This is a genomic window from Caulobacter sp. 17J80-11, from assembly GCF_014349105.1.
Lineage (GTDB): Bacteria > Pseudomonadota > Alphaproteobacteria > Caulobacterales > Caulobacteraceae > 17J80-11.
Window position 1 is genome coordinate 48,157 of the sequence record NZ_JACSJI010000016.1, and the last position, 19,723, is coordinate 67,879.

The window sequence follows — 19,723 nt, forward strand, 5'->3', positions numbered from 1 at the left end:
GGTCCTCGTTTAGGCGGTCTTGCGGGTGGGGGCGGGCGCGTCGTCGGCGGCGTCTTCGCCGAGCCGGGCGCGCAGCAGGGTCTCGTAGTCGGCCGCCTGGGGCAGCAGGTCCGGGCGGTGCTCGGCCACCTTCTCCTCCAGCCAGGCGCAGCCCTTCTCGACGGTGTCGATGGCCTCGTCGAGGTCCTGCCGCTGGCGCTTGAGGGTGTCGAGCTGGGCGCGGAAACGCTTCAGCGTCTCGGCCATCTGCACGGCGTTGCCGTCCTTGCGGTCGTAGAGCTCGAGCAGCTCGCGGATCTCCACCAGGGAGAAGCCGATGCGCTTGCCGCGCAGGATCAGCTGCAGCCGGGCGCGGTCGCGCGCGGAGAACACCCGCGTCTGTCCGCGGCGGGACGGGAACAGCAGTTCCTTGTCTTCGTAGAAGCGCAGCGCGCGCGCGGTGACGTCGAACTCGCGGCAGAGCTGGCGGATCGAATAGGTCCGGCGGTCGTCGGCGATGGTCATGGCTCAAATCTAACTTGACGCGTGCGTAAAGGGAAGGTCCATCTTTACGCTCGCGTCAACGGCAATCGCCACGCCTGCGGCGCGGCGCCGCGCTCAGTGCCCGCCGCCGAAGCCCATCTGCCAGAGGGTCAGCACGATCTCGGCGGCGATCAGCAGCACGATCAGGATTTCCAACCGCAGCGACCGCTGGGTGTCGATCAGGTCGGTCAGGGCGGTCGCGGTCTTGCCGATCACCTCGATCTTGCGGTTCAGGGTGTCGGCCCGCTCGGTCAGCTCGTACTCGTCCTCCAGGCGCGAATAGAGCCGGTCCAGGTCGGGGCGGTCCCACAGCACGTCGGGCCGCTCCTGCACCGCCACCCGCGCCGACACTCGGTGCTGGACCAGCAGGGCCGAGCCGATCAGCTTCAGCATGGCGCGCCGGCCGCCGGGCGCGCGCCCGTCCGCGGCCAACCGCCCGGCGAACGGCTCGAGCGTGTCGAACACCGAGGCCACCTGCCGCTCGTCGTGGGCCAGGGCCGTGCTCTTGGCCAGCACGTCGGCCACGACCATCAGATGCTCGGGGCTGAAGGCGCGCAACTGCACCGTCCCGTCCGGCCCGACGCCTTCCTCGCCTTCGCGCGCGAGTCGGATCGGCACGGCCTCTTCCTCGCGCGTCTCCACCGGTTCGCTGACCCGCGGCCTCAGCCCGCGCAGCACCTCGTCCTCTTCCAGCGGGGTCAGGCCGACCAGCACGACGACGCCGTAGCGGAACACCGCCGCAAAGCCGTCGCCGACGCGGAAGCACAGGGGCGAGGTGGCGTAGACGTCGCTGCGCTCCAGCCCGGCGGTGTTGATCCGGTCGCCGAGCAGCAGCGCGCGCGCCGTCGCCATCGGTCGTCCGCTGAGCAGCGGCCGGGGCGGGGCGGGGGCAGGCGGCACGACGTCGGCCATCGGGCGGGGGCTCACGGCTTTGCGCCCGGCGCGACGCAGCCTAGACCGGGCGTCGCGGTAACCACCCGGAGCGCCTGCATGTTCGACGCCGTGATCTTCGATTGCGACGGTGTCCTGGTTGACAGCGAGGTGCTGTCGCTGGAGGTCGAGCTGGAGGCGATGGCCGAGCTCGGCGTGACCTACGACCTGGTCGAGTACAAGGCGCGCTTTCTGGGCCTGCCGCCGGGGCCGCTGCTGGAAGCGCTGGACGCGGACTGCCGCGCCGCCACCGGGCGCCCGCTGGCCGAGAACTTCATGCCCGACCTGCAGGCGCGCTTCGTCGCCGCCTGCGCCGAGCGTCTGGCCGAGATCGCCGGGGTCGCGGCGGCGGTCGAAGCCCTGCCGCTGGCCCGGGCGGTGGCCAGCTCCAGCGGCGCGGTCCACCTCCGCAAGAAGCTGGACCAGACCGGTCTGCTGCCGTTGTTCGATCCGCACGTCTATTCGGCCGAGCTGGTCGCGCGCGGCAAGCCGCACCCCGACGTCTTCCTCTACGCCGCCGACAGGATCAGGGCCGATCCGCGCCGCTGCCTGGCGCTGGAAGACAGCCTCAACGGCGTGCGCGCGGCGCTGGCGGCCGGCATGACGGTCTGGGGGTTCGCGGGCGGGGGCCACATGGATCCGGTCACCGCCGGGCGGCTGGCCGAGGCGGGGGCGGAACGGGTGCTGGGCTCCTGGGCCGAGGCCGAGGCGTTGTGGAGCGGCTGGGGACGTTGACCCGGGGCGGCGCGCCGCCTAAGCCCCGCGCCATGCAACACGGTCTCTCTTCGATCGCCCGCGACGGCCGGGCCTGGCCCTTCGAGCAAGCGCGCAACCTGCTGGCGCGGCTCCTGAAAACGCGTCTGAACGACGACGCGGAACGCGACCTGGCGGCCAGCCTGCTGCAGAAAGGCAAGGCGGACGAGGCGGTGACCACCTTCCCGGCGCTGGGGCGGGCGGTGATCTTCGAGACCGGCTACGGCCCCTCGGGCCTGCCGCACATCGGCACCTTCGGCGAAGTGGCGCGCACCTCCATGGTGCGCGCGGCTTTCCGCGCGCTCACCGACGACCACCTGCCGACCCGGCTGGTCTGCTTCTCGGACGACATGGACGGCCTGCGCAAGGTGCCGGACAACGTGCCGAACAAGGAGATGCTGGCCGAGGACCTGGGCAAGCCGCTGACCGTGGTGCGCGACCCGTTCGGCGAGCACGACAGCTTCGGCCGCCACAACAACGCGCGCCTGCGCGCCTTCCTGGACTCGTTCGGCTTCGACTACGAGTTCCTGTCGGCCACCGACTGCTACCGCTCGGGCCGCTTCGACGAGACCCTGCTGAAGGCGCTGGCGCGCTTCGACGAAATCCAGGCGGTGATGCTGCCGACCCTGGGGCCGGACCGGCGCGCCACCTACTCGCCCTTCCTTCCCGTGAGCCCGACCACCGGCCGGGTGCTGCAGGTCCCCACCCTGGAGCGCAACGTCGAGCGCGGCACCATCGTGTTCGAGGACGAGAACGGCCAGCGGGTCGAACAGTCGGTCACCGGCGGCCTGGTGAAGATGCAGTGGAAGCCCGACTGGGCCATGCGCTGGGTCGCGCTGGGCGTCGACTACGAGATGGCCGGCAAGGACCTGATCGACTCGGTCAAGGTGTCGTCGCGCATCGCCCGCATCCTGGGCGGCGAGCCGCCGGAGGGCTTCAACTACGAGCTCTTCCTGGACGAGAACGGCGAGAAGATCTCCAAGTCCAAGGGCAACGGCCTGACCATGGAGGACTGGCTGCGGTACGGCGCGCCGGAGAGCCTCGCCTACTACATGTTCCAGTCCCCCAAGTCGGCCAAGAAGCTGCACTTCGACGTGGTGCCGAAGGCGACCGACGAGTACCTGCAGCAGCTGGACGCCTACAACCGCACGGTTACCGAGGGCGCGAACGCCACGCCGATCGAGAACCCGGTCTGGCACGTCCACAACGGCCAGCCGCCGAAGAAGGGCCCACCGGTCACCTTCGGCCTGATGCTGAACCTGGTCTCGGCCGCCAACGCCGCCGACAAGGCGACCCTGTGGGGCTTCCTGTCGCGCTACGCGCCGGACGCGACGCCGCAGAGCGAGCCGCTGCTCGACCGCTTGGCCGGCTACGCGCTGAATTATTACGAGGACTTCGTCCGCCCGGCCAAGCAGTTCCGCCTGCCCGACCCCAGGGAGAAGGCCGCGCTGGAGGACCTGGCCACGCGCCTGAAGGCCCTGCCGGCCGACTGCAAGGACGGCGAGCTGATCCAGAACGAGGTCTATGCGGTCGGCAAGGACCACGGCTTCGAGCCGCTGCGGGCCTGGTTCGGGGCGCTCTACGAGGTGCTGCTGGGCCAGACCCAGGGGCCGCGCTTCGGCTCGTTCGCGGCGATCTTCGGCCTGGACCGGACGGTCGCCCTGATCGAGCAGGGCGCGCGCGGCGAGTTGGTGGCCGGCTGATGCTTGTACGGAGGCGAGCCGGCGGCTCGCCTCTTACTTCTGGGTGAACCCCAGGGCCTCCCGCTCACGCCACACACGCCAGGTGCCGACCGCCAGAGCGCCGAGGGCGCCGTAGCTGGAGATCGCCAGGGCGGCGATGTAAGCGCGGGTTCCGATCGAGAGGTCGAGCAGGAAGGCGATGTGAATGACGACCGCGATCGACTGGAACGCGGCGGCGAATATCGGCCAGCTGCGCTGCGACTTCCAGGCGATCCCGACGAACACGGCGAGCACGCTCGTGTCGATCGCCAGCCAAAGGTGCTCAGGCGTAAAACTCGCCGTGTCGTCCTGTGCGAAGACGGTGGCGAGCCAACTGATCAGGCAAACGACCGCGGCGGTCTGCTCGGGCCGGTCCCCCTTCAACAGGGCGAGGCCGCACGTGAGCAAAAGGGCGACCGCCCAGATCTGCGAGTAGATCGAGTCGAACAAAACCAAACGCCCCCGAGGCTGACCTCGGGGGCGAAAGTGGCAGACTCGCATCCTTGGCCGCAAGCGGCCCCGGATTAATTTACTGAGAGGCCGCGACGCGGAGAGCCGGGCGAACGCCCGATTCTTGATCCGGCTTCTGGCCTTGGCCGAACTCGTTGTCGCCCATGCCCATCTTGCTCTGCAGGTTCGCCAGGGCGCCGTGCGCGGCCATGACCGAACGGCGCGCTTCCGACAGGGCGGAGATCGCCTCGGCGACGCGGCTGGTGGCGACTTCGCCGGCGACGGCCGACAGGTTCAGCTCGCGGCGGGCTTCAACCATCGATTCAAGGAAGCGCGACGCGCTGACCATGGCTTCATCGACGGCGTGCTCGGTGGCGAACAGCTTGTCGGCGACGTTCTTGGCGACTTCGATCTTGTGCATTTGTGACCCGCCCACTGAATAGGAAGTTAACAAGGTCTTAACACCCTTCCGTCGTTAACGGTAGAGCTTAGGGACTTGTTAACCACGATTTCGCGGGCAAGCGGAGGCGTTCGTCAAGCGTAGCCGCTGACGAACACTCGCCCGGAAGGCGAGAAACGTTAATTTTCCTCGATTTGCGACAGCAGGAAGTGGGCGTGCAGGGACGCGATCGGGGCGGCGCGGGTCTCCTGCCAGGCCTCGACGTGGACGTTGGCGATTCGCCGGCCCGCCTTCTTGATCTGGGCGCGGGCGTAGGTGGTCAGCGGCCGGCCCGAGCGCAGGTACTGCACCGTCACGCCGATCGGCCGGGGCAGGCGCGGGCGGCGCTCGACGATGGCCAGCTGGGCCATCGCGGTCAGCTCCATGAAGGCGCCGGTGACGCCGCCGTGCAGGGCCGGCAGCAGCGGGTTGCCGATCAGGTGCTCGGCGAAGGGCATGATCGCCGTCATCTCGTCGCCGGCCAGCTCGGCGCGCAGGCCGAGGAACCGCGCGTAGGGGATGCGGCCGAGAATCGCTTCGAGGGTTTCCGCCGCTTCGTTCACGCGCCCGCCTCCGTGGAAGAGGGCCGCAGATTCGCGCCCGGCTTCCGGCCGGCGTCGGAGTCCAGCATGAAGGCCGACTGGGCGGCCGCCACCGGGTCCTCCGGATCCTCGTCGTAGGCCCAGGCCCGCACGAAGGCGACCGAGCGGGTGAGCTTGTAGCAGCGCGCCTGGGCCATCAGGGCCAGGCCCGGCTTGGCCGGGCGCATGTAGTCGATGCGCAGGTCGAGCGTGGCGATCGAGGTGAACCGGTTCATCGCCGCCCACACCGCCATGCCGCAGGCGTGGTCGAGCACGGCCGTCACCACGCCGCCGGCCAGCACCTTGGTGTCGGGATCGCCCACCAAGTCTTCGCGGTAGGGCGCCCTCAGGGTGACCAAGTCGCCCTCCACCGAAACCAGGGACAGGCCCAGCGCGTGGGTGTGCGGGCTGCTGCTGACGAGGCGGTCGAGCAGGTCGGCGATGGGAGGCTGGCTCATGAGCCGCTTATAGCCGCGGGCGCTTCGCCCGGGAAAGCGATGGCCAAGACGGGGCCGGCCACCGGCGCGGCCATTATGCGGCTCAGCAGGCGCCCCGGGGTGAGGGCGAACAGGCCCGCGGTCAGCAGGACGCCGGCGAACACCCCCACCATCACCGCCCGGTGCAGCAGCACGCGGCGCGTGCGCGCGGCCCACAGGCCCAGCGGCAGGCCGACCACGGCCAGCAGGGTGAACAGGTGCAGGGAGGAGAACGGTCCCAGCCGCGGCACGCCGGCGACCTGGTCTTGCAGCAGGGCCGAGGTCGCGACGGCGAGGCCGAACACGCCGGCCCACAGCCAGCCGAGCACGCGATGGGGCAGGGCGCCCTTGGGCGCCGCCAGCTGGACCGCGCCCAGCGCGACCGCCGCGGCGGCGGACGCGAGATGCGCCTCCACCAGCCAGGGCGCGTCGTGGACGGCTTCCAGGTTCACCGCTCGATCCCTTCGTCGGCGACGGAATTTCTGAAACCTCGCCCTCGTCTCGGTCCTATATGAAAACCCGGAGCCCCGCGTGGTGCGGCGGCTGCGGCATAGCGCCGGAGGCGAGCGGTGAGGCCCGAGAAGATCCTGTGCCCCCGGCCCGAGGGGCTGTGGTGCGCGCCGGGGAGCTTCTACGTCGATCCGGTCCGCCCGGTGGAGCGGGCCGTGATCACCCACGGCCACGCCGACCACGCCCGCGCCGGTCACGGCGTGGTGCTGGCCACGCGCGAGACCCTGGCGATCATGGCCGAGCGTTACGGGGCGGACTTCGCCGGCTCGACCCAAGCCCTGGCCTACGGCGAGGTCGTTTCGCGCGACGGGGTCGAGGTCAGCCTGGCCCCGGCGGGCCACGTGCTGGGCTCGGCCCAGGCGGTGGTGCGCCACGCCGGCCTGACCCTGGTGGTTTCGGGCGATTACAAGCGCCGGCGCGACCCGACCTGTCCGCCGTTCGAGCCGGTGCCCTGCGACGTCTTCGTCACCGAGGCGACCTTCGGCCTGCCGGTGTTCCGCCATCCCGACGACCGGCACGAGATCTACAAGCTGATCCGCTCGACCGAGCAGTTTCCCGACCGCGCCCACCTGGTCGGCGCCTATGCGCTGGGTAAGGCGCAGCGGCTGATCTGCCTGCTGCGCGAGGCGGGCTGGACGCGGACCATCTACGTCCACGGGGCGATGGAGCGGCTGAACGCTCTGTACCAGGCGCACGGGGTCGATCTGGGGCCGCTGGCCCCGGCGACTGGCGCCAAAGGCGGACTGGGCGGCGAGATCATCATCGCCCCGCCCTCGGCCCTGAACGACCGCTGGGCCCGGCGCTTCGCCGATCCGGTGGGCGCCTTCGCCTCCGGCTGGATGGGCGTGCGGGCGCGGGCGCGTCAGCGCGGGGTGGAGCTGCCGCTCGTGGTCTCCGACCACGCCGACTGGGACGAGCTGACCGCGACCGTCCGCGACGTCGCGCCGGGCGAGCTCTGGATCACCCACGGGCGCGAGGAAGGCCTGCTGCGCTGGTCCGAGCTGAACGGCGTGCGAGCCCGCGCCCTGGCCCTGGTCGGCTACGAGGACGAGGACGACTGATTGGCCGGGCGCTTACGGCTCTGCTAACGTCGGTATCGGGCGCGTTGGGGGTACCGGTGCGGCGCAATCTTGAATCGGCCGACGTGGTCGCCACCCTGGAACGCCTGCATGCGCGGATGGCGGAGCGGTTTCCGAACGCGGGCCTGACCGCGGTCTGCAAGGACCTGAACGAGGTGGCCCGCACGGTATCGCGCCGCGCCCGGCGGATCGGGCGTCCCTACCTGTTGCTGCGCGCCGGCGTGCTGGCCGTCGCGGTGGGGGCGGTGGCCTTGCAGGTCTGGGCCTTCGGCTTCGTGCAGTGGGACCGGTTCAAGGTCGGCGACGACGTGGCCGACCTGACCCAGGCGCTGGAGTCGGCCGTGAACCTGCTGATCCTGGGCGGGGCGGCGGTGTGGTTCCTGTTGGGCATCGAGGAGCGGTTGAAGCGCCGGCGCGCGCTGGCCGACCTGCACGAGCTGCGCTCGTTCGCCCACGTCGTGGACATGCACCAGCTGACCAAGGATCCGACCATCACCACCGGCGAGGGGACGCCGACCGCCGCCTCGCCCAAGCGGACCATGACCGGCTTCGAACTGAACCGGTATCTCGACTACTGCGCCGAGATGCTGTCGCTGATCGGCAAGCTGGCGGCGCTCTACGCCGAGCACACCCGCGACGCGCGGCTGGTGGCGGCGGTCAACGACGTCGAGGCGCTGAGCACCGACCTGGCCCGCAAGATCTGGCAGAAGATCACCGTGCTCAGCGTCCTCGAGCAGGACGGGGCGGCTTAAGCCCGTTTCCGTCCGGCGGAGCCGCGAACTCCCCGACCGCCTCCCGCGTTGTCTGCCGGCGTAGGCGTCAGGAGTAAGTACATGGGAAGCAAGACCACTTGGGTCGCGACCTTCGACGGCGCGGAAGCCCGCGTGTTCACCCGCGATCGTGAGACCGGCTATCTCCAGGCGCTGGAGACCGAGGGCCTGTCCGGGCCGCACCGGCCTGACATCGAGCGCGAACGCACCATCACCTACGCCCGCGTCGGTCCGGGCCGCAGCGCCGTCGAGCCGGCCGTCACCCCGGAAATGATGCTGGAGAGCACCTTCATCCAGAAGGTCGCCGACCAGTTGGCCGACCGGGCCCAGAAGGGCGCCTTCGATCGGCTGATCGTCGCCGCCGGCCCGCGCGCGCTGGGCATGTTCCGCAAGCACGCCTCCGAGCCGCTGAAAGACAAGATCGTGGTCGAGGTCGACAAGGACCACGTCCACACACCGGTGAAGCAACTGGAGCAGGCGCTCTCGGGGCACTTTTGACCGACGACGGCGGCTCCCTCGATCCCGCCGGGCTCGGCCTGGTCGGCGACATCGGCGGCACCAACGCGCGCTTCGGCCTGGTGCGCGTGGGTGAGGAGCCGCCCGAAGTGATGCGGCCGCGCGCCTACGTGGGCCGCGACTTCGCTTCGGTCGAGCAGGCGATCGACACCTACCTCGCCACCGTACGGGTGCGGCGTCCGTCGATGGTCGCCCTGGCGGTGGCCGGACCGGTGCGCGACGGGGTGATCCACTTCACCAACCTCGACAAGACGCTCTCGGAAGCGGACCTGCGGGGCCACGGCTTCCGCGAAGCGCGGCTGCTCAACGACTACGCCGCCCTGGCCATGGCCGCCCTGTGCCTGGGGGGCGGGGACCTGCGCCAGATCGGCGGGCCGTCCGAGGCGCCGCCCGGGCGCACCGTCGCCGTCGCCGGGCCGGGCACCGGTTTCGGCGCCTCGGCCCTGGTGCGCCGGAACGGCCAGGCCGTGCCGCTGTCCGGCGAGGCCGGCCACACCAGCTTCGCCCCGCAGGACGAGGTCGAGCTTGAGGTTCTGCGCATCCTGAAGGCGCGCTTCGGGCGCGTGTCGGTCGAGCGTATCCTGTCCGGGCAGGGACTGGTCAACCTGCACGCCGCCCTGGCCCGGATCGACGGGCGCGATCCGGGCGACCTGTCGCCGGCGGCCATCACCGACAAAGCGCTGGAGGGCGACGCCCCCTGCTTGGCCACGGTCGAGCGGTTCTGCGCCATCCTCGGCGACGTGCTGGGCGACTACGCCCTGGCCGTCGGGGCCGAAGGCGGGGTCTATATCGGCGGGGGCATCGCGCCGCGCATCCTGCCGGTCCTGGAGCGCAGCGACTTCCGCGCCCGCTTCGAATCCAAGGGCCGATTCGTCGACTACATGCGCGCGATCCCGACCTGGCTGATCGTCCATCCGCTGGCCACCCTGCTCGGTGCGGCCGAAGCCCTGAGCGAACTGGCCCGCGGGCGCTAAAAAATTTCCGGCCTCGAAGAACGGCGTTTGCAGGCGTGGGATCGCGTCCGGCCGCAGTCGCGGATGCGAGGCGTTCTCCCCTGCTTGTTCATCTTGCAATTTTTCACCCCAAGGCGCGGCACGTTCCGCGTCCTTAGGTAAAAATCGCCCTTGCCGCTGCGTTTTTGGCTGGTCGAAATGCCGCCTCCGAAAAGTCCGGACGCGTCCATGAGCCGCTCGCCCAGCTTCGTTCGAACCATCCGCCGGCCGCCGGCCAAGACCGCGGCGGGCAAGCGCGTGCGCGCCTTCACCGAGATCGTCGCCGACTTCGCCGGCGGTGCGGCGGGCGAGCAGGCGTCGCGCTGCTCGGACTGCGGCGTGCCGTTCTGCCAATCGGCCTGTCCCCTGCACAACGACATCCCCGACTGGCTGCGCCTGACCGGCGAGGGCCGGCTGCGCGAGGCCTGGGAGCTCGCCGCGGCCACCAGCGCCATGCCCGAGATCTGCGGCCGCATCTGCCCGCAGGACCGGCTGTGCGAGGGGCTGTGCGTGCTGGAGCAGTCCGGCTGGGGCGCGGTCACGATCGGGTCGGTCGAACGCCACCTGGGCGACCTGGCCTGGACCAACGGCTGGATCGAGCCGATCCGGCCCACGCGCGAACGCGACGCCTCCATCGGCATCATCGGGGCCGGGCCCGCGGGCCTGGCCGCGGCCGACCGGCTGCGCTCTGAAGGCTGGGCGGTGACGATCTACGACCGCCACGACCGGCCCGGCGGCCTGCTGATCTACGGCATTCCCGGCTTCAAGCTGGAAAAGGACGTGGTCGACCGGCGCACACGCCGGCTGGCCGACGGCGGCGTGGTGTTCGAGCTCAGCTGCGACGTCGGCGCCGACGTGAGTCTGGAGGAGCTTCGGGCCCGCCACGACGCCGTGCTGGTGGCGGTCGGGACCTATCAGGCGCGGGCGCTCGCGGGACCCGGCTTCGGCCCGACTACGACCGTCCCGGCCCTGGAGTACCTGATCGCCTCCAACCGCGTGGGCCTGGGCGACACGGTGCCCGACTACGACAGCGGACGGCTCGACGCGGAGGGCGAGCACGTCGTCGTGGTCGGCGGCGGCGACACCGCCATGGACTGCGTGCGCACCGCCGTGCGCCAGGGCGCGGCCTCGGTCACCTGCCTCTACCGCCGCGACCGCGAGAACATGCCGGGCTCGCGTCGCGAGGTGGAGCACGCCGAAGAGGAGGGCGTGCGCTTCGAGTGGCTGGGCGCGCCCAAGGCCCTGCTGGGCGACGGCGTGCGCTGCGCGCGCATGCGCCTGTCGGCTCCGGATGCGGCTGGCCGGCGGGGCGTCGAGGAAGTCCCGGGCGGCGAGTTCGACCTGCCCGCGACCCTGGTGATCGAGGCGCTGGGCTATTCGCCGGAAGACCTGCCCGAGCGCTTTGGCGCGCCCGAGCTCGCGGTGCGCAAGGGCGGCGAGCTGCGGGTCGATCCGAAGAGCTTCATGACCGGCCTGGAGGGCGTCTTCGCGGCCGGGGACGTCGTGCGCGGGCCCTCGCTGGTCGCCTGGGCGGTGCGCGACGGCCAGGACGCGGCGGCGGCGATCCACCGCTGGCTGCAGGCGCGGGTTCAGGAGCAGGCGGCGTGAGCACGATCGAGCACTACATTCGCGAGCGCGCCCGCCTGGTCGAGGCCGGCGCCTACGACCCCGACAGCGAGCACGACGCCTGCGGTGTGGGCCTGGTCTGCGCGGTCGACGCCCAACCCCGCCGCGAGGTGGTGGAGCTGGCCCTGCGCGCCCTGAAGGCCGTCTGGCACCGCGGCGCCGTCGACGCCGACGGCAAGACGGGCGACGGGGCGGGGATCATGCTGGGCGTGCCCCAGGCCTTCTTCGCCGACCAGGTCCGCCGCATCGGCCACACCCCGCGCGAGGGGCCGATCTGCGTCGGCGTGGTGTTCCTGCCCCGCACCGACCTGGCCGCCCAGGAGACCGCCCGCACCCTGGTCGAGAGCGAGGTCCTGCGCTTCGGCTTCTACCTCTACGGCTGGCGTCAGGTGCCCGTGGATGTGACCGCGCTGGGCGAGCGCGCCGCCGCCACCCGGCCGGAGATCGAGCAGATCATGCTGGCCCCCCCGCCGGGGCTGGAGGGCGAGGCGCTGGAACGGGCCCTGTTCCTGTGCCGCAAGCGCATCGAGGCCCGGGTCGAGCAGGCCCGCCTGCCGGGCTTCTACATGCCGTCCCTGTCGGCCCGCTCGCTGATCTACAAGGGCATGTACCGGGCCGAGCAGATCGACGCCTTCTACCCGGACTTAGGTGATGCGCGCTTCGCCTCGGCCTTCGCCATCTTCCACCAGCGCTACTCGACCAACACCTTCCCGGAATGGCGGCTGGCCCAGCCGTTCCGCATGCTGGCCCACAACGGCGAGATCAACACGCTGAAGGGCAACGTGAACTGGATGCGGAGCCACGAGATCCGCATGGCCGCCGACGCCTTCGGCGACCATGAGGCCTCGGTGAAGCCCGTGGTCCAGCCCGGCGGCTCCGACTCCGCGGCCCTGGACAACGTCTTTGAGGTGCTGGTCCGGGCCGGCCGTTCGGCCCCCATGGCCAAGGCCCTGCTGATCCCCGAGGCGGTCGACGAGGAGGCCTCGGAGGCCCGTCGGGCGCTCTACGCCTACTGCAACGCGGTGATGGAGCCGTGGGACGGCCCCGCCGCGATCTGCGCTTCGGACGGCCGCTGGGTGGTGGCCGGCAAGGACCGCAACGGCCTGCGCCCGCTGCGCGCGGCCGAGACGGTCGACGGCCTGCTGATCGTCGGTTCCGAGGCCGGCATGACCGGCGTGTCGGAGGAGCGCATCGCCCGCCGCCGCAACATCGGTCCCGGCGGCATGATCGCCGTCGACCTGGAGCAGGGCCGCTTCTACGACGAGACGGGCATCGTCGAGGAGCTGGCGTCGCGCCACCCCTACGCCGACTGGCTCCGCGCGGTGGTCGAGCTCGAGCCGCGCATCGGTCCGGGCCCCGAGCCGCGCTTTCTGGACGGCGAGGCCCTGCTGCGCCGGCAGCTGGCCGCCGGCATGAGCCTGGAGACCCTGGATGTCCTGCTCGATCCGATGGTGAGCGAGGGCAAGGAGGCGGTCGGCTCGATGGGAGACGACACGCCGCTCGCCGTGCTGTCGGACCGCTACCGGCCGCTCAGCCACTACTTCCGCCAGAACTTCAGCCAGGTCACCAACCCGCCGATCGACTCCCTGCGCGAAGCGGGGGTGATGAGCCTGAAGACCCGCTTCAAGAACCTCGGCAACATCCTCGCCCAGGACCGTACCCAGGCCGACGTCTTCGTGCTGGACAGCCCGGTCCTGACCACGGGCATGTACGAGCGCATGCTGGACGTGGTCGGGCTCGACTCCGTCGCGGTGATCGACTGCACCTTCGACGAACCGGCAGAGGGCGCGCCCGCGGGCGCCGCCCTGCGCGCCGCCCTGGACCGGATCCGCGACGAGGCGGCCGCGGCCGTTCGCGCCGGCTGCAGCCAGATCGTGCTGAGCGACGAGGGGACCGGGCCCGGACGCGTGCCCTCCCCGATGATCCTGGCCGTCGGCGGCGTGCAGACGCGCCTGGTCGACGAGGGCCTGCGTTCCTTCGTGTCGATCATCGTCCGCTCGGCCGAGTGCGTGGACGCCCACTACTTCGCCGTGCTGATCGGCGTCGGCGCGACGGCGGTGAACGCCTACCTGGCCCAGGAGGTGTTCCTGGATCGGCGCGAGCGCGGGACCTACGGCGCCTTGTCCCTGCGCGACGCCTGCCTGAACTACAAGGGCGCGATCGAGGCCGGCCTGCTCAAGATCCTGGCCAAGAAGGGCATCTCGGTCGTCTCGTCCTACCGCGGCGGGCGCGAGTTCGAGGCGGTGGGCCTGTCGCGCGCCCTGGTCGCCGAGTTCTTCCCGGGCATGCCGTCGCGCGTGTCGGGCATCGGCCTGGCCGGCCTGGAGACGCGGGCGCTGGAGCTGCACCGCGCGGCCTGGGCCGAGGGGCGCGTGGCCCTGCCGGTCGGCGGCTTCTTCAAGGCCCGCGCCTCGGGCGAGACCCATGCGCTGGACGCAAGGCTGATCCACCTGCTGCAGGACGCCTGCAACCGCGGCGATTACCGCCGTTTCAAGCAGTTCTCCCAGGCCGCGCGCGAGGTGCCGGCGGTGTCGCTGCGTGACCTGCTGGACCTCGATCCCGACCGGGGGCCTGCGCCGCTGGACGAGGTCGAGAGCGTCAACGAGATCCGCAAGCGCTTCGTCACCCCCGGTATGTCGCTGGGCGCCCTGTCGCCCGAGGCGCACGAGGTGCTGAACGTCGCCATGAACCGCATCGGCGCCCGCTCGGTGTCGGGGGAGGGCGGCGAGGACCCTGAGCGCTACCGGCCGCACGCCAACGGCGACAACCCGAACTCGGCGGTGAAGCAGGTCGCCTCCGGCCGCTTCGGCGTGACGGCCGAGTACCTGAACCAGTGCCGCGAGATCGAGATCAAGATCGCCCAGGGCGCCAAGCCCGGCGAGGGCGGCCAGTTGCCGGGCTTCAAAGTCACCGAGTTCATCGCCCGCATGCGCCACGCGACGCCGGGCGTCAGCCTGATCTCGCCGCCGCCCCACCACGACATCTACTCGATCGAGGACCTGGCCCAGCTCATCTACGACCTGAAGCAGATCAACCCGGACGCCCGGGTCTGCGTGAAGCTGGTGTCCATGTCCGGCATCGGCCCGATCGCGGCCGGCGTGGCCAAGGCCAAGGCCGACGTGATCCTGGTCGCCGGCCACGTCGGCGGCACCGGAGCCTCGCCGCAGAGCTCGATCAAGCACGCCGGCTGTCCCTGGGAGATCGGCCTGGCCGAGGCCCACCAGGTGCTGACCCTGAACAACCTGCGCGAAGGCGTGCGCCTTCGCACGGACGGCGGCGTGCGCACCGGGCGCGACGTGGTGATCGCCGCCCTGCTGGGGGCCGAGGAGTTCGGCATCGGCACTGCTTCGCTGATCGCCATGGGCTGCATCCTGGTGCGCCAGTGCCAGTCCAACACTTGTCCGGTCGGCGTCTGCAGCCAGGACGAGCGCCTGCGCGAGAAGTTCACCGGCACGGCCGACAAGGTCGTGAACCTGTTCACCTTCATCGCCGAGGAGGTGCGCGAGATCCTGGCCTCCCTGGGGTACCGCTCGCTGGACGAGATTGTCGGCCGCACCGACCTGTTGCGCCAGGTCAGCCGCGGCGGCGCGCACCTGGACGACCTCGATCTCAACCCGCTCCTGGTGCGGGTGGCGTCCCAGCCTCTGAAGTCCTGGCGCGAGCGCACCGGGCGCAACGAGGTGCCGGACGGTCTCGACGCCCAAATCCTGCGCGACGCCGCCCCGCTGATCGAGCGCGGCGAGAAGATGCAACTGACCTACACGGTCCGGAACACCCTGCGCGCGGTCGGCACGCGGACCTCCTCGGCCATCGTACGCAAGTGGGGCCTGAGCGGCTTGCCGGCCGGCCACCTGACCCTGCAGCTGCGCGGCGCGGCGGGCCAGAGCCTGGGCGCCTTCGCCGTTCAGGGCCTGCGCATCGAGCTGATCGGCGAGGCCAACGACTACGTCGGCAAGGGCCTGTCCGGCGCGACCCTGGTGATCCGCCCGACCGGCCCGTCGGGCGAGCGCCAGGCCTTGATCGGCAACACCACCCTGTACGGCGCGACGTCCGGCCGGCTGTTCGTGGCCGGCGCGGCGGGCGAGCGCTTCGCCGTGCGCAATTCCGGCGCGACGGCGGTGGTCGAGGGCCTCGGCGCGCACGGCTGCGAGTACATGACCGGCGGCACGGTGGTGGTGCTGGGGCCGGTCGGCTGGAACTTCGCCGCCGGCATGACCGGCGGGGCGGTGTTCGTGCACGATCCGCAGGGCGAGTTGCCGCGCCGACTCAATCCGCAGAGCGTGTTCCTGCGCGCGCCCGAGGGCGAGGCCGAGGCCCGGCTGAAGGCGCTGGTCGAGGCGCACGCGCGCGAGACCGGCTCGACCCTGGCGCGCGATCTGCTGGAGGACTGGCCGGCGGCGCGCGCGGCCTTCGTCGAGGTGGTCCCGACCGAGTTGGCGGCGTTGCAGGGCGAGGCGCTGGCGAAGACGGGCTGAATCGGCGCCTTCTGGAAACCTCGCGCCGGTTAGCGTGAGTTCGTCAGCGTCCGGAGGGGTTCATGGACATCGGCTTGCCCAAGGTCGACCGCTACGCCGAGTTCTGGCCGATCTATCTGCGGGAGCACCGCAGGGCGGAGACCCGTCTGATCCATTACGCGGGCACGTCCACGGGGCTGGCCTGTCTCGTGGTCGCAATCGTAACGCGCCAGCCCTGGTGGCTCCTGGCCGGCCTGATCGCCTCCTACGGCGCGGCCTGGATTTCCCACGCGCTGATCGAACGCAACAAGCCGGCGTCCTGGCAGTACTTCGCCTGGTCGTTCGTTAGCGACTTCCGCATGTTCGGCCTGGCCCTGACCGGCCGGCTGGACGACGAGCTGCGCCGCCACGGCGTCAGCAACTGATCCAAGAAAAAAGGCGGACCCGAAGGGCCCGCCTTTGCGTCACCGGTTCGGCGTGTGCGCCAGCCTGAGCAGGTTGGCCGCGCCGGGGGCCCCGAAAGGCGTGCCGGCGAGGATCAGGATCCGCCGGCCCGGAGGAGCGATCCCCAGCTTCATCGAAGTCTCGATCGCCTGTTCGGTCAGGTCCTTCAGGCCGGTCGGCTGCGGGCCGACGCGGGGCTCCAGGCCCCAGACCAGGGCGAGGCGTCGGGCGATCTCCGGCCGCGGGGTCAGGGCGAGCGCCGGCTGCAGAGGGCGTTCGCGCGACAACCGCCGCGCCGTGCCGCCCAGGGTGGTGAAGACGACCAGGCAGGCGGTGCGACCTGACTCCGCGGCCTTGCGGGCGGCGGCGACCAGAGCGTCGACTTCGGCCTCCTGCATGCCGGCGTGCTCGGCGTCCATCAGGCCGGGCCACAGCGGGTCGGCTTCGACCCGGGCGATGATGCGATCCATCATCGCGACCGACTCCAGCGGGTACTGGCCCGAGGCGGTTTCGGCCGACAGCATGACCGCGTCGGCGCCTTCGTAGACAGCGTTGGCGACGTCCGAGGCCTCGGCCCGGGTCGGGGTCGGTGAGTTGGTCATCGACTCCAGCATCTGGGTGGCGACGATGGCCGGCACGCCGCGCTGGCGGGCCGCGCGCAGGATCACCTTCTGGGCGATCGGGACTTCTTCCGGATCCACCTCCACGCCCAGGTCGCCGCGGGCGACCATGACGCCGTCGCAGAGGTCGAGGATCTCGTCCAGACGCTCCAGCGCGGCCGGCTTCTCGATCTTGGCCAGAACGGCGGCGCGGCCCTCGACGAGCCGGCGCAGCTCGGCCATGTCGTCGGCCCGCTGCACGAAGGACAGGGCGATCCAGTCGACGCCGAGGCGCAGCGCGAAGGCCAGGTCGGCGCGGTCCTTGTCGGTGAGCGCCGACAGCGGGATGACCGCGCCCGGCACCGCCACGCCCTTGCGGTCGGACAGCTTGTCGCCGGCGACCACGCGGGTCTCGGCGAAGTCCTTGCCGCAGCTGACCACCTCCAGGCGCACCTTGCCGTCGTCGAGCAGCAGGCACAGGCCTGGCTTGAGCGCGGCGAAGATCTCCGGATGCGGGACCGAGACCCGGGTCTTGTCGCCCGGCGTCGGATCCAGGTCGAGCCGCAGGGTCTGGCCGCGCTCCAGCGCCACAGACCCGTCGGCGAACCGGCCCAGCCGCAGCTTCGGGCCCTGCAGGTCGGCGAGGATGCCGAGCGGCCGGCCGACCTGCGCCTCGGCCGCGCGCACCGCCTCGTAATTGGCCGCGTGGTCCTCGTGGGTCCCGTGGCTGAAGTTGAGGCGGAACACGTCGGCCCCGGCCTGGGCCAGGCGCACCACCATGTCGGGGGCGCGGCTGGCGGGGCCGAGGGTGGCCACGATACGGGCGCGGCGAGCGCGGACAGTCACTGGACGCGGACTCCTTTGAACCGGATGGAAACCCAGCCCGCGGCCGGGTGATCCAGCGTGGGCGTTACTTCACCACCGCATCTACAGACTGGCTGGTGACCGGATGGTAACCGGGGCGGGCCTCGGCGTAGATCTTTCGCGCCAGGTTCTGACCCCAGTCGCCCTGCTTCATCAGGGCGGTGAACAGCGGCAGGACGAACTTGCGCCGGCCCTGGCTGGTCAGGAACTTCTCCAGCGCCGGCACGCCGGGCTGGTAGCGGTTGTTCACGACGATCTTCAGCCAAGCGAACAGGATTTCGCTGTTGCCCTGGTTGGACAGGTTGAAGGTCTTGTCCAGGTCGGCCAGCTGCGCCGGGGTCATCTTGGCGGGCAGGGAGCCCAGGAAGTGCTGCCACTCCTGGGTGGTCCAGCCGGCGGTGTTCACCTTCGAGGCGGGGCCGCCGGCGGCGAAGGCCTGGACCTGGGCGTCGACGCGGGCGAAGGCGCCGGACTGGCGGACCACGGCGTTCTCGGGAATGCCGGGCTCGTAGACCCAGCGGTCCAGCTGTAGCTTCTGCTCCAGGGCGGCGTCGCCCTTGATCAGGTTGGCGCGCAGGTCGGCCAGGAACACCTCGGCCGTCATCGGCTGGAAGGCGTGGCGGTCGAAGTACGAGCGCAGCCAGGCGTCGAACCGCTCGCGGCCGACCGCTTCCTCTATGGTGCGCAGGAAGGTCGCGCCCTTCTCGTAGGCGATGTCGGTCATGCCCTCGTCGGGGTCGCGCCCGGTCAGGTCGAGGTGCAGGCGGGTGTCCGGCGCGTTCGGGCCGCCGGCCTCGGCCACGGCGTTCTGCAGGTCCTGCCAGCCGAGGTTGGCCAGCATGGCCGCGCGCTCCGGACCGTAGAGCTTCTCCATGATCCGGTTCTCGAAGTAGGTGGTGAAGCCCTCGTTGAGCCAGAAGTCGGCCCAGGTCGCGTTGGTCACCAGGTTGCCGGACCAGCTGTGCGCCAGCTCGTGGGCGACCAGCGACACCAGCGAGCGGTCGCCGGCCAGGATGGTCGGCGTGGCGAAGGTCAGGCGCGGGTTCTCCATGCCGCCGAACGGGAAGGACGGGGGCAGGACCAGCAGGTCGTAGCGGCCCCAGCGATAGGGGCCGTAGAGGCTCTCGGCCGCCTCGACCATCTTCTCGACGTCGGCCAGCTCCCAGGCGGACTTATCCAGCATGGACGGCTCGGTGTAGACGCCGGTGCGCGAACCCAGCGGCTTGAAGGCGATATCGCCGACCGCGATGGCGATCAGGTAGGGCGCGATCGGCTTGTCCATGTGGAAGCGGAAGGCGTGACCGCCCTCGGCCGGCTCGCCGTTCGGGGTGAGCATCTCGGCGCTCATCACCGCCTTCAGCTCCGAGGGCACGACGATGCGCGCGTCGTACGTCTGGCGGATGCCCGGGCTGTCCTGGGTCGGGATCCAGGTGCGGGTCAGGATCGCCTCGCCCTGGCTGAACAGGTACGGGTACTTCTTGCCGGCGGTCTGGGCGGGGGTCAGCCACTGCAGGGCCGCCGCGTTCGGCGAGGTGGCGTAGCGCACGACGATGCGCTTGGTCCCGGCCGGCAGAGTGACTTCCAGAGGCACGCCCATGACCTCCGGCGTGCCCGCCGGCGCGGTCCCGAGCCGCCACTGCAGCGGTTTGCCCGACGCGTCCGTCACCGACTGGATCTCCAGATCCTTGGTGTCGAGCACGATCATCCGGGCGTCCGGCTTGGCGTCGACGTCCAGGGTCGCGGTGCCCGACAGCCGCTTGGCGGCGAAGTCGGTGGTCAGGTCGAGGCCGACGTGGGTCACCCGCGCCTCGTCCGGGCGGGCGTAGGAGTGGATGTCGTGAGCCATGACGGCGGCCGGTGCGGTTGCGGGCGTGGCGGGTTGGGCGGGCGCGGCCGGCTGAGCCGGGGCGGCGGCGCTCGGCGCGTGGGCGCAGGCCCCCAGCAGGGCGAAGGCCGAGACGGCGGCCAGCGCGGGCAGGCGGGTGGAACGGGTCATC

At 71.2% G+C, this 19,723-nt stretch carries 18 protein-coding genes; 9 read left to right on the forward strand and 9 right to left on the reverse strand.

Translation table 11 applies throughout. The annotated features are described in order from the left end of the window. Positions 1-9 precede the first annotated feature (9 nt). On the reverse strand, positions 10-504 hold the full coding sequence (locus H8B08_RS15230; protein WP_187451048.1) for a MerR family DNA-binding transcriptional regulator: 495 nt from the start codon (positions 502-504) through the stop codon (positions 10-12). A gap of 93 nt (positions 505-597) precedes the next feature. Next, positions 598-1,434, reverse strand: a complete 837-nt coding sequence (locus H8B08_RS15235; RefSeq protein WP_222934511.1) for an RMD1 family protein — start codon at positions 1,432-1,434, stop codon at positions 598-600. A 78-nt stretch (positions 1,435-1,512) separates the two neighbouring features. Between H8B08_RS15235 and H8B08_RS15240 the strand changes: the two genes are divergently transcribed. After that, complete coding sequence (locus H8B08_RS15240) at positions 1,513-2,187, forward strand: HAD family phosphatase (protein ID WP_187451049.1); 675 nt, start codon at positions 1,513-1,515, stop codon at positions 2,185-2,187. 32 nt (positions 2,188-2,219) lie between these two features. Beyond that, entirely contained in the window at positions 2,220-3,908 is a 1,689-nt protein-coding gene (locus H8B08_RS15245) for a lysine--tRNA ligase (RefSeq protein ID WP_187451050.1), read from the forward strand. A 33-nt stretch (positions 3,909-3,941) separates the two neighbouring features. Here the strand turns inward: H8B08_RS15245 and H8B08_RS15250 are convergent, their stop codons facing one another. The 5 genes from H8B08_RS15250 to H8B08_RS15270 form a co-directional block, all read right to left on the reverse strand. Then, positions 3,942-4,376: a hypothetical protein gene (locus H8B08_RS15250; RefSeq protein WP_187451051.1), complete on the reverse strand. Its 435-nt coding sequence runs from the start codon at positions 4,374-4,376 to the stop codon at positions 3,942-3,944. 79 nt (positions 4,377-4,455) lie between these two features. Then, positions 4,456-4,797 (reverse strand): hypothetical protein, encoded by a 342-nt coding sequence (locus H8B08_RS15255; protein ID WP_187451052.1) that lies wholly within the window; start codon positions 4,795-4,797, stop codon positions 4,456-4,458. A gap of 158 nt (positions 4,798-4,955) precedes the next feature. After that, a complete protein-coding gene (locus H8B08_RS15260) occupies positions 4,956-5,378 on the reverse strand; it encodes a PaaI family thioesterase (RefSeq protein ID WP_370545491.1) in 423 nt (140 codons plus the stop codon). Then, the gene (locus H8B08_RS15265) at positions 5,375-5,854 is read right to left on the reverse strand and encodes a PaaI family thioesterase (RefSeq protein WP_187451053.1); all 480 of its coding nucleotides are present in this window, start codon (positions 5,852-5,854) and stop codon (positions 5,375-5,377) included. The genes H8B08_RS15260 and H8B08_RS15265 overlap by 4 nt, the downstream gene beginning before the upstream one ends. Next, entirely contained in the window at positions 5,851-6,324 is a 474-nt protein-coding gene (locus H8B08_RS15270) for a DUF2306 domain-containing protein (protein WP_187451054.1), read from the reverse strand. Before H8B08_RS15270 ends, H8B08_RS15265 begins: the two co-directional genes overlap by 4 nt. Positions 6,325-6,441: 117 nt before the next feature. Here H8B08_RS15270 and H8B08_RS15275 point away from each other — a divergent pair, with 117 nt between their 5' ends. The 7 genes from H8B08_RS15275 (at position 6,442) to H8B08_RS15305 (ending at position 16,244) form a co-directional block, all read left to right on the forward strand. Continuing rightward, on the forward strand, positions 6,442-7,443 hold the full coding sequence (locus H8B08_RS15275) for a ligase-associated DNA damage response exonuclease (protein WP_187451055.1): 1,002 nt from the start codon (positions 6,442-6,444) through the stop codon (positions 7,441-7,443). A gap of 56 nt (positions 7,444-7,499) precedes the next feature. Further along, positions 7,500-8,213, forward strand: coding sequence for a hypothetical protein (locus tag H8B08_RS15280; protein WP_370545492.1), 714 nt, complete (start codon positions 7,500-7,502; stop codon positions 8,211-8,213). An 81-nt stretch (positions 8,214-8,294) separates the two neighbouring features. After that, entirely contained in the window at positions 8,295-8,729 is a 435-nt protein-coding gene (locus tag H8B08_RS15285; protein WP_187451057.1) for a host attachment protein, read from the forward strand. Beyond that, entirely contained in the window at positions 8,726-9,721 is a 996-nt protein-coding gene (gene glk, locus H8B08_RS15290) for a glucokinase (protein WP_187451058.1), read from the forward strand. The genes H8B08_RS15285 and glk overlap by 4 nt, the downstream gene beginning before the upstream one ends. 207 nt (positions 9,722-9,928) lie before the next feature. Beyond that, positions 9,929-11,347 (forward strand): NAD(P)-dependent oxidoreductase, encoded by a 1,419-nt coding sequence (locus H8B08_RS15295; RefSeq protein WP_187451059.1) that lies wholly within the window; start codon positions 9,929-9,931, stop codon positions 11,345-11,347. Beyond that, positions 11,344-15,840: a glutamate synthase large subunit gene (gene gltB, locus H8B08_RS15300; protein ID WP_187451060.1), complete on the forward strand. Its 4,497-nt coding sequence runs from the start codon at positions 11,344-11,346 to the stop codon at positions 15,838-15,840. Before H8B08_RS15295 ends, gltB begins: the two co-directional genes overlap by 4 nt. 62 nt (positions 15,841-15,902) lie before the next feature. Continuing rightward, a complete protein-coding gene (locus tag H8B08_RS15305) occupies positions 15,903-16,244 on the forward strand; it encodes a DUF962 domain-containing protein (RefSeq protein ID WP_187451061.1) in 342 nt (113 codons plus the stop codon). Between the two features lie 39 nt (positions 16,245-16,283). Here H8B08_RS15305 and pyk read toward each other — a convergent pair whose 3' ends face one another. Both pyk and H8B08_RS15315 read right to left on the reverse strand, forming a co-directional pair. Then, a complete protein-coding gene (gene pyk / locus H8B08_RS15310) occupies positions 16,284-17,708 on the reverse strand; it encodes a pyruvate kinase (protein ID WP_187451062.1) in 1,425 nt (474 codons plus the stop codon). Between the two features lie 64 nt (positions 17,709-17,772). After that, complete coding sequence (locus tag H8B08_RS15315; protein WP_187451063.1) at positions 17,773-19,722, reverse strand: M1 family metallopeptidase; 1,950 nt, start codon at positions 19,720-19,722, stop codon at positions 17,773-17,775. Between the last annotated feature and the right edge of the window lies 1 nt (position 19,723).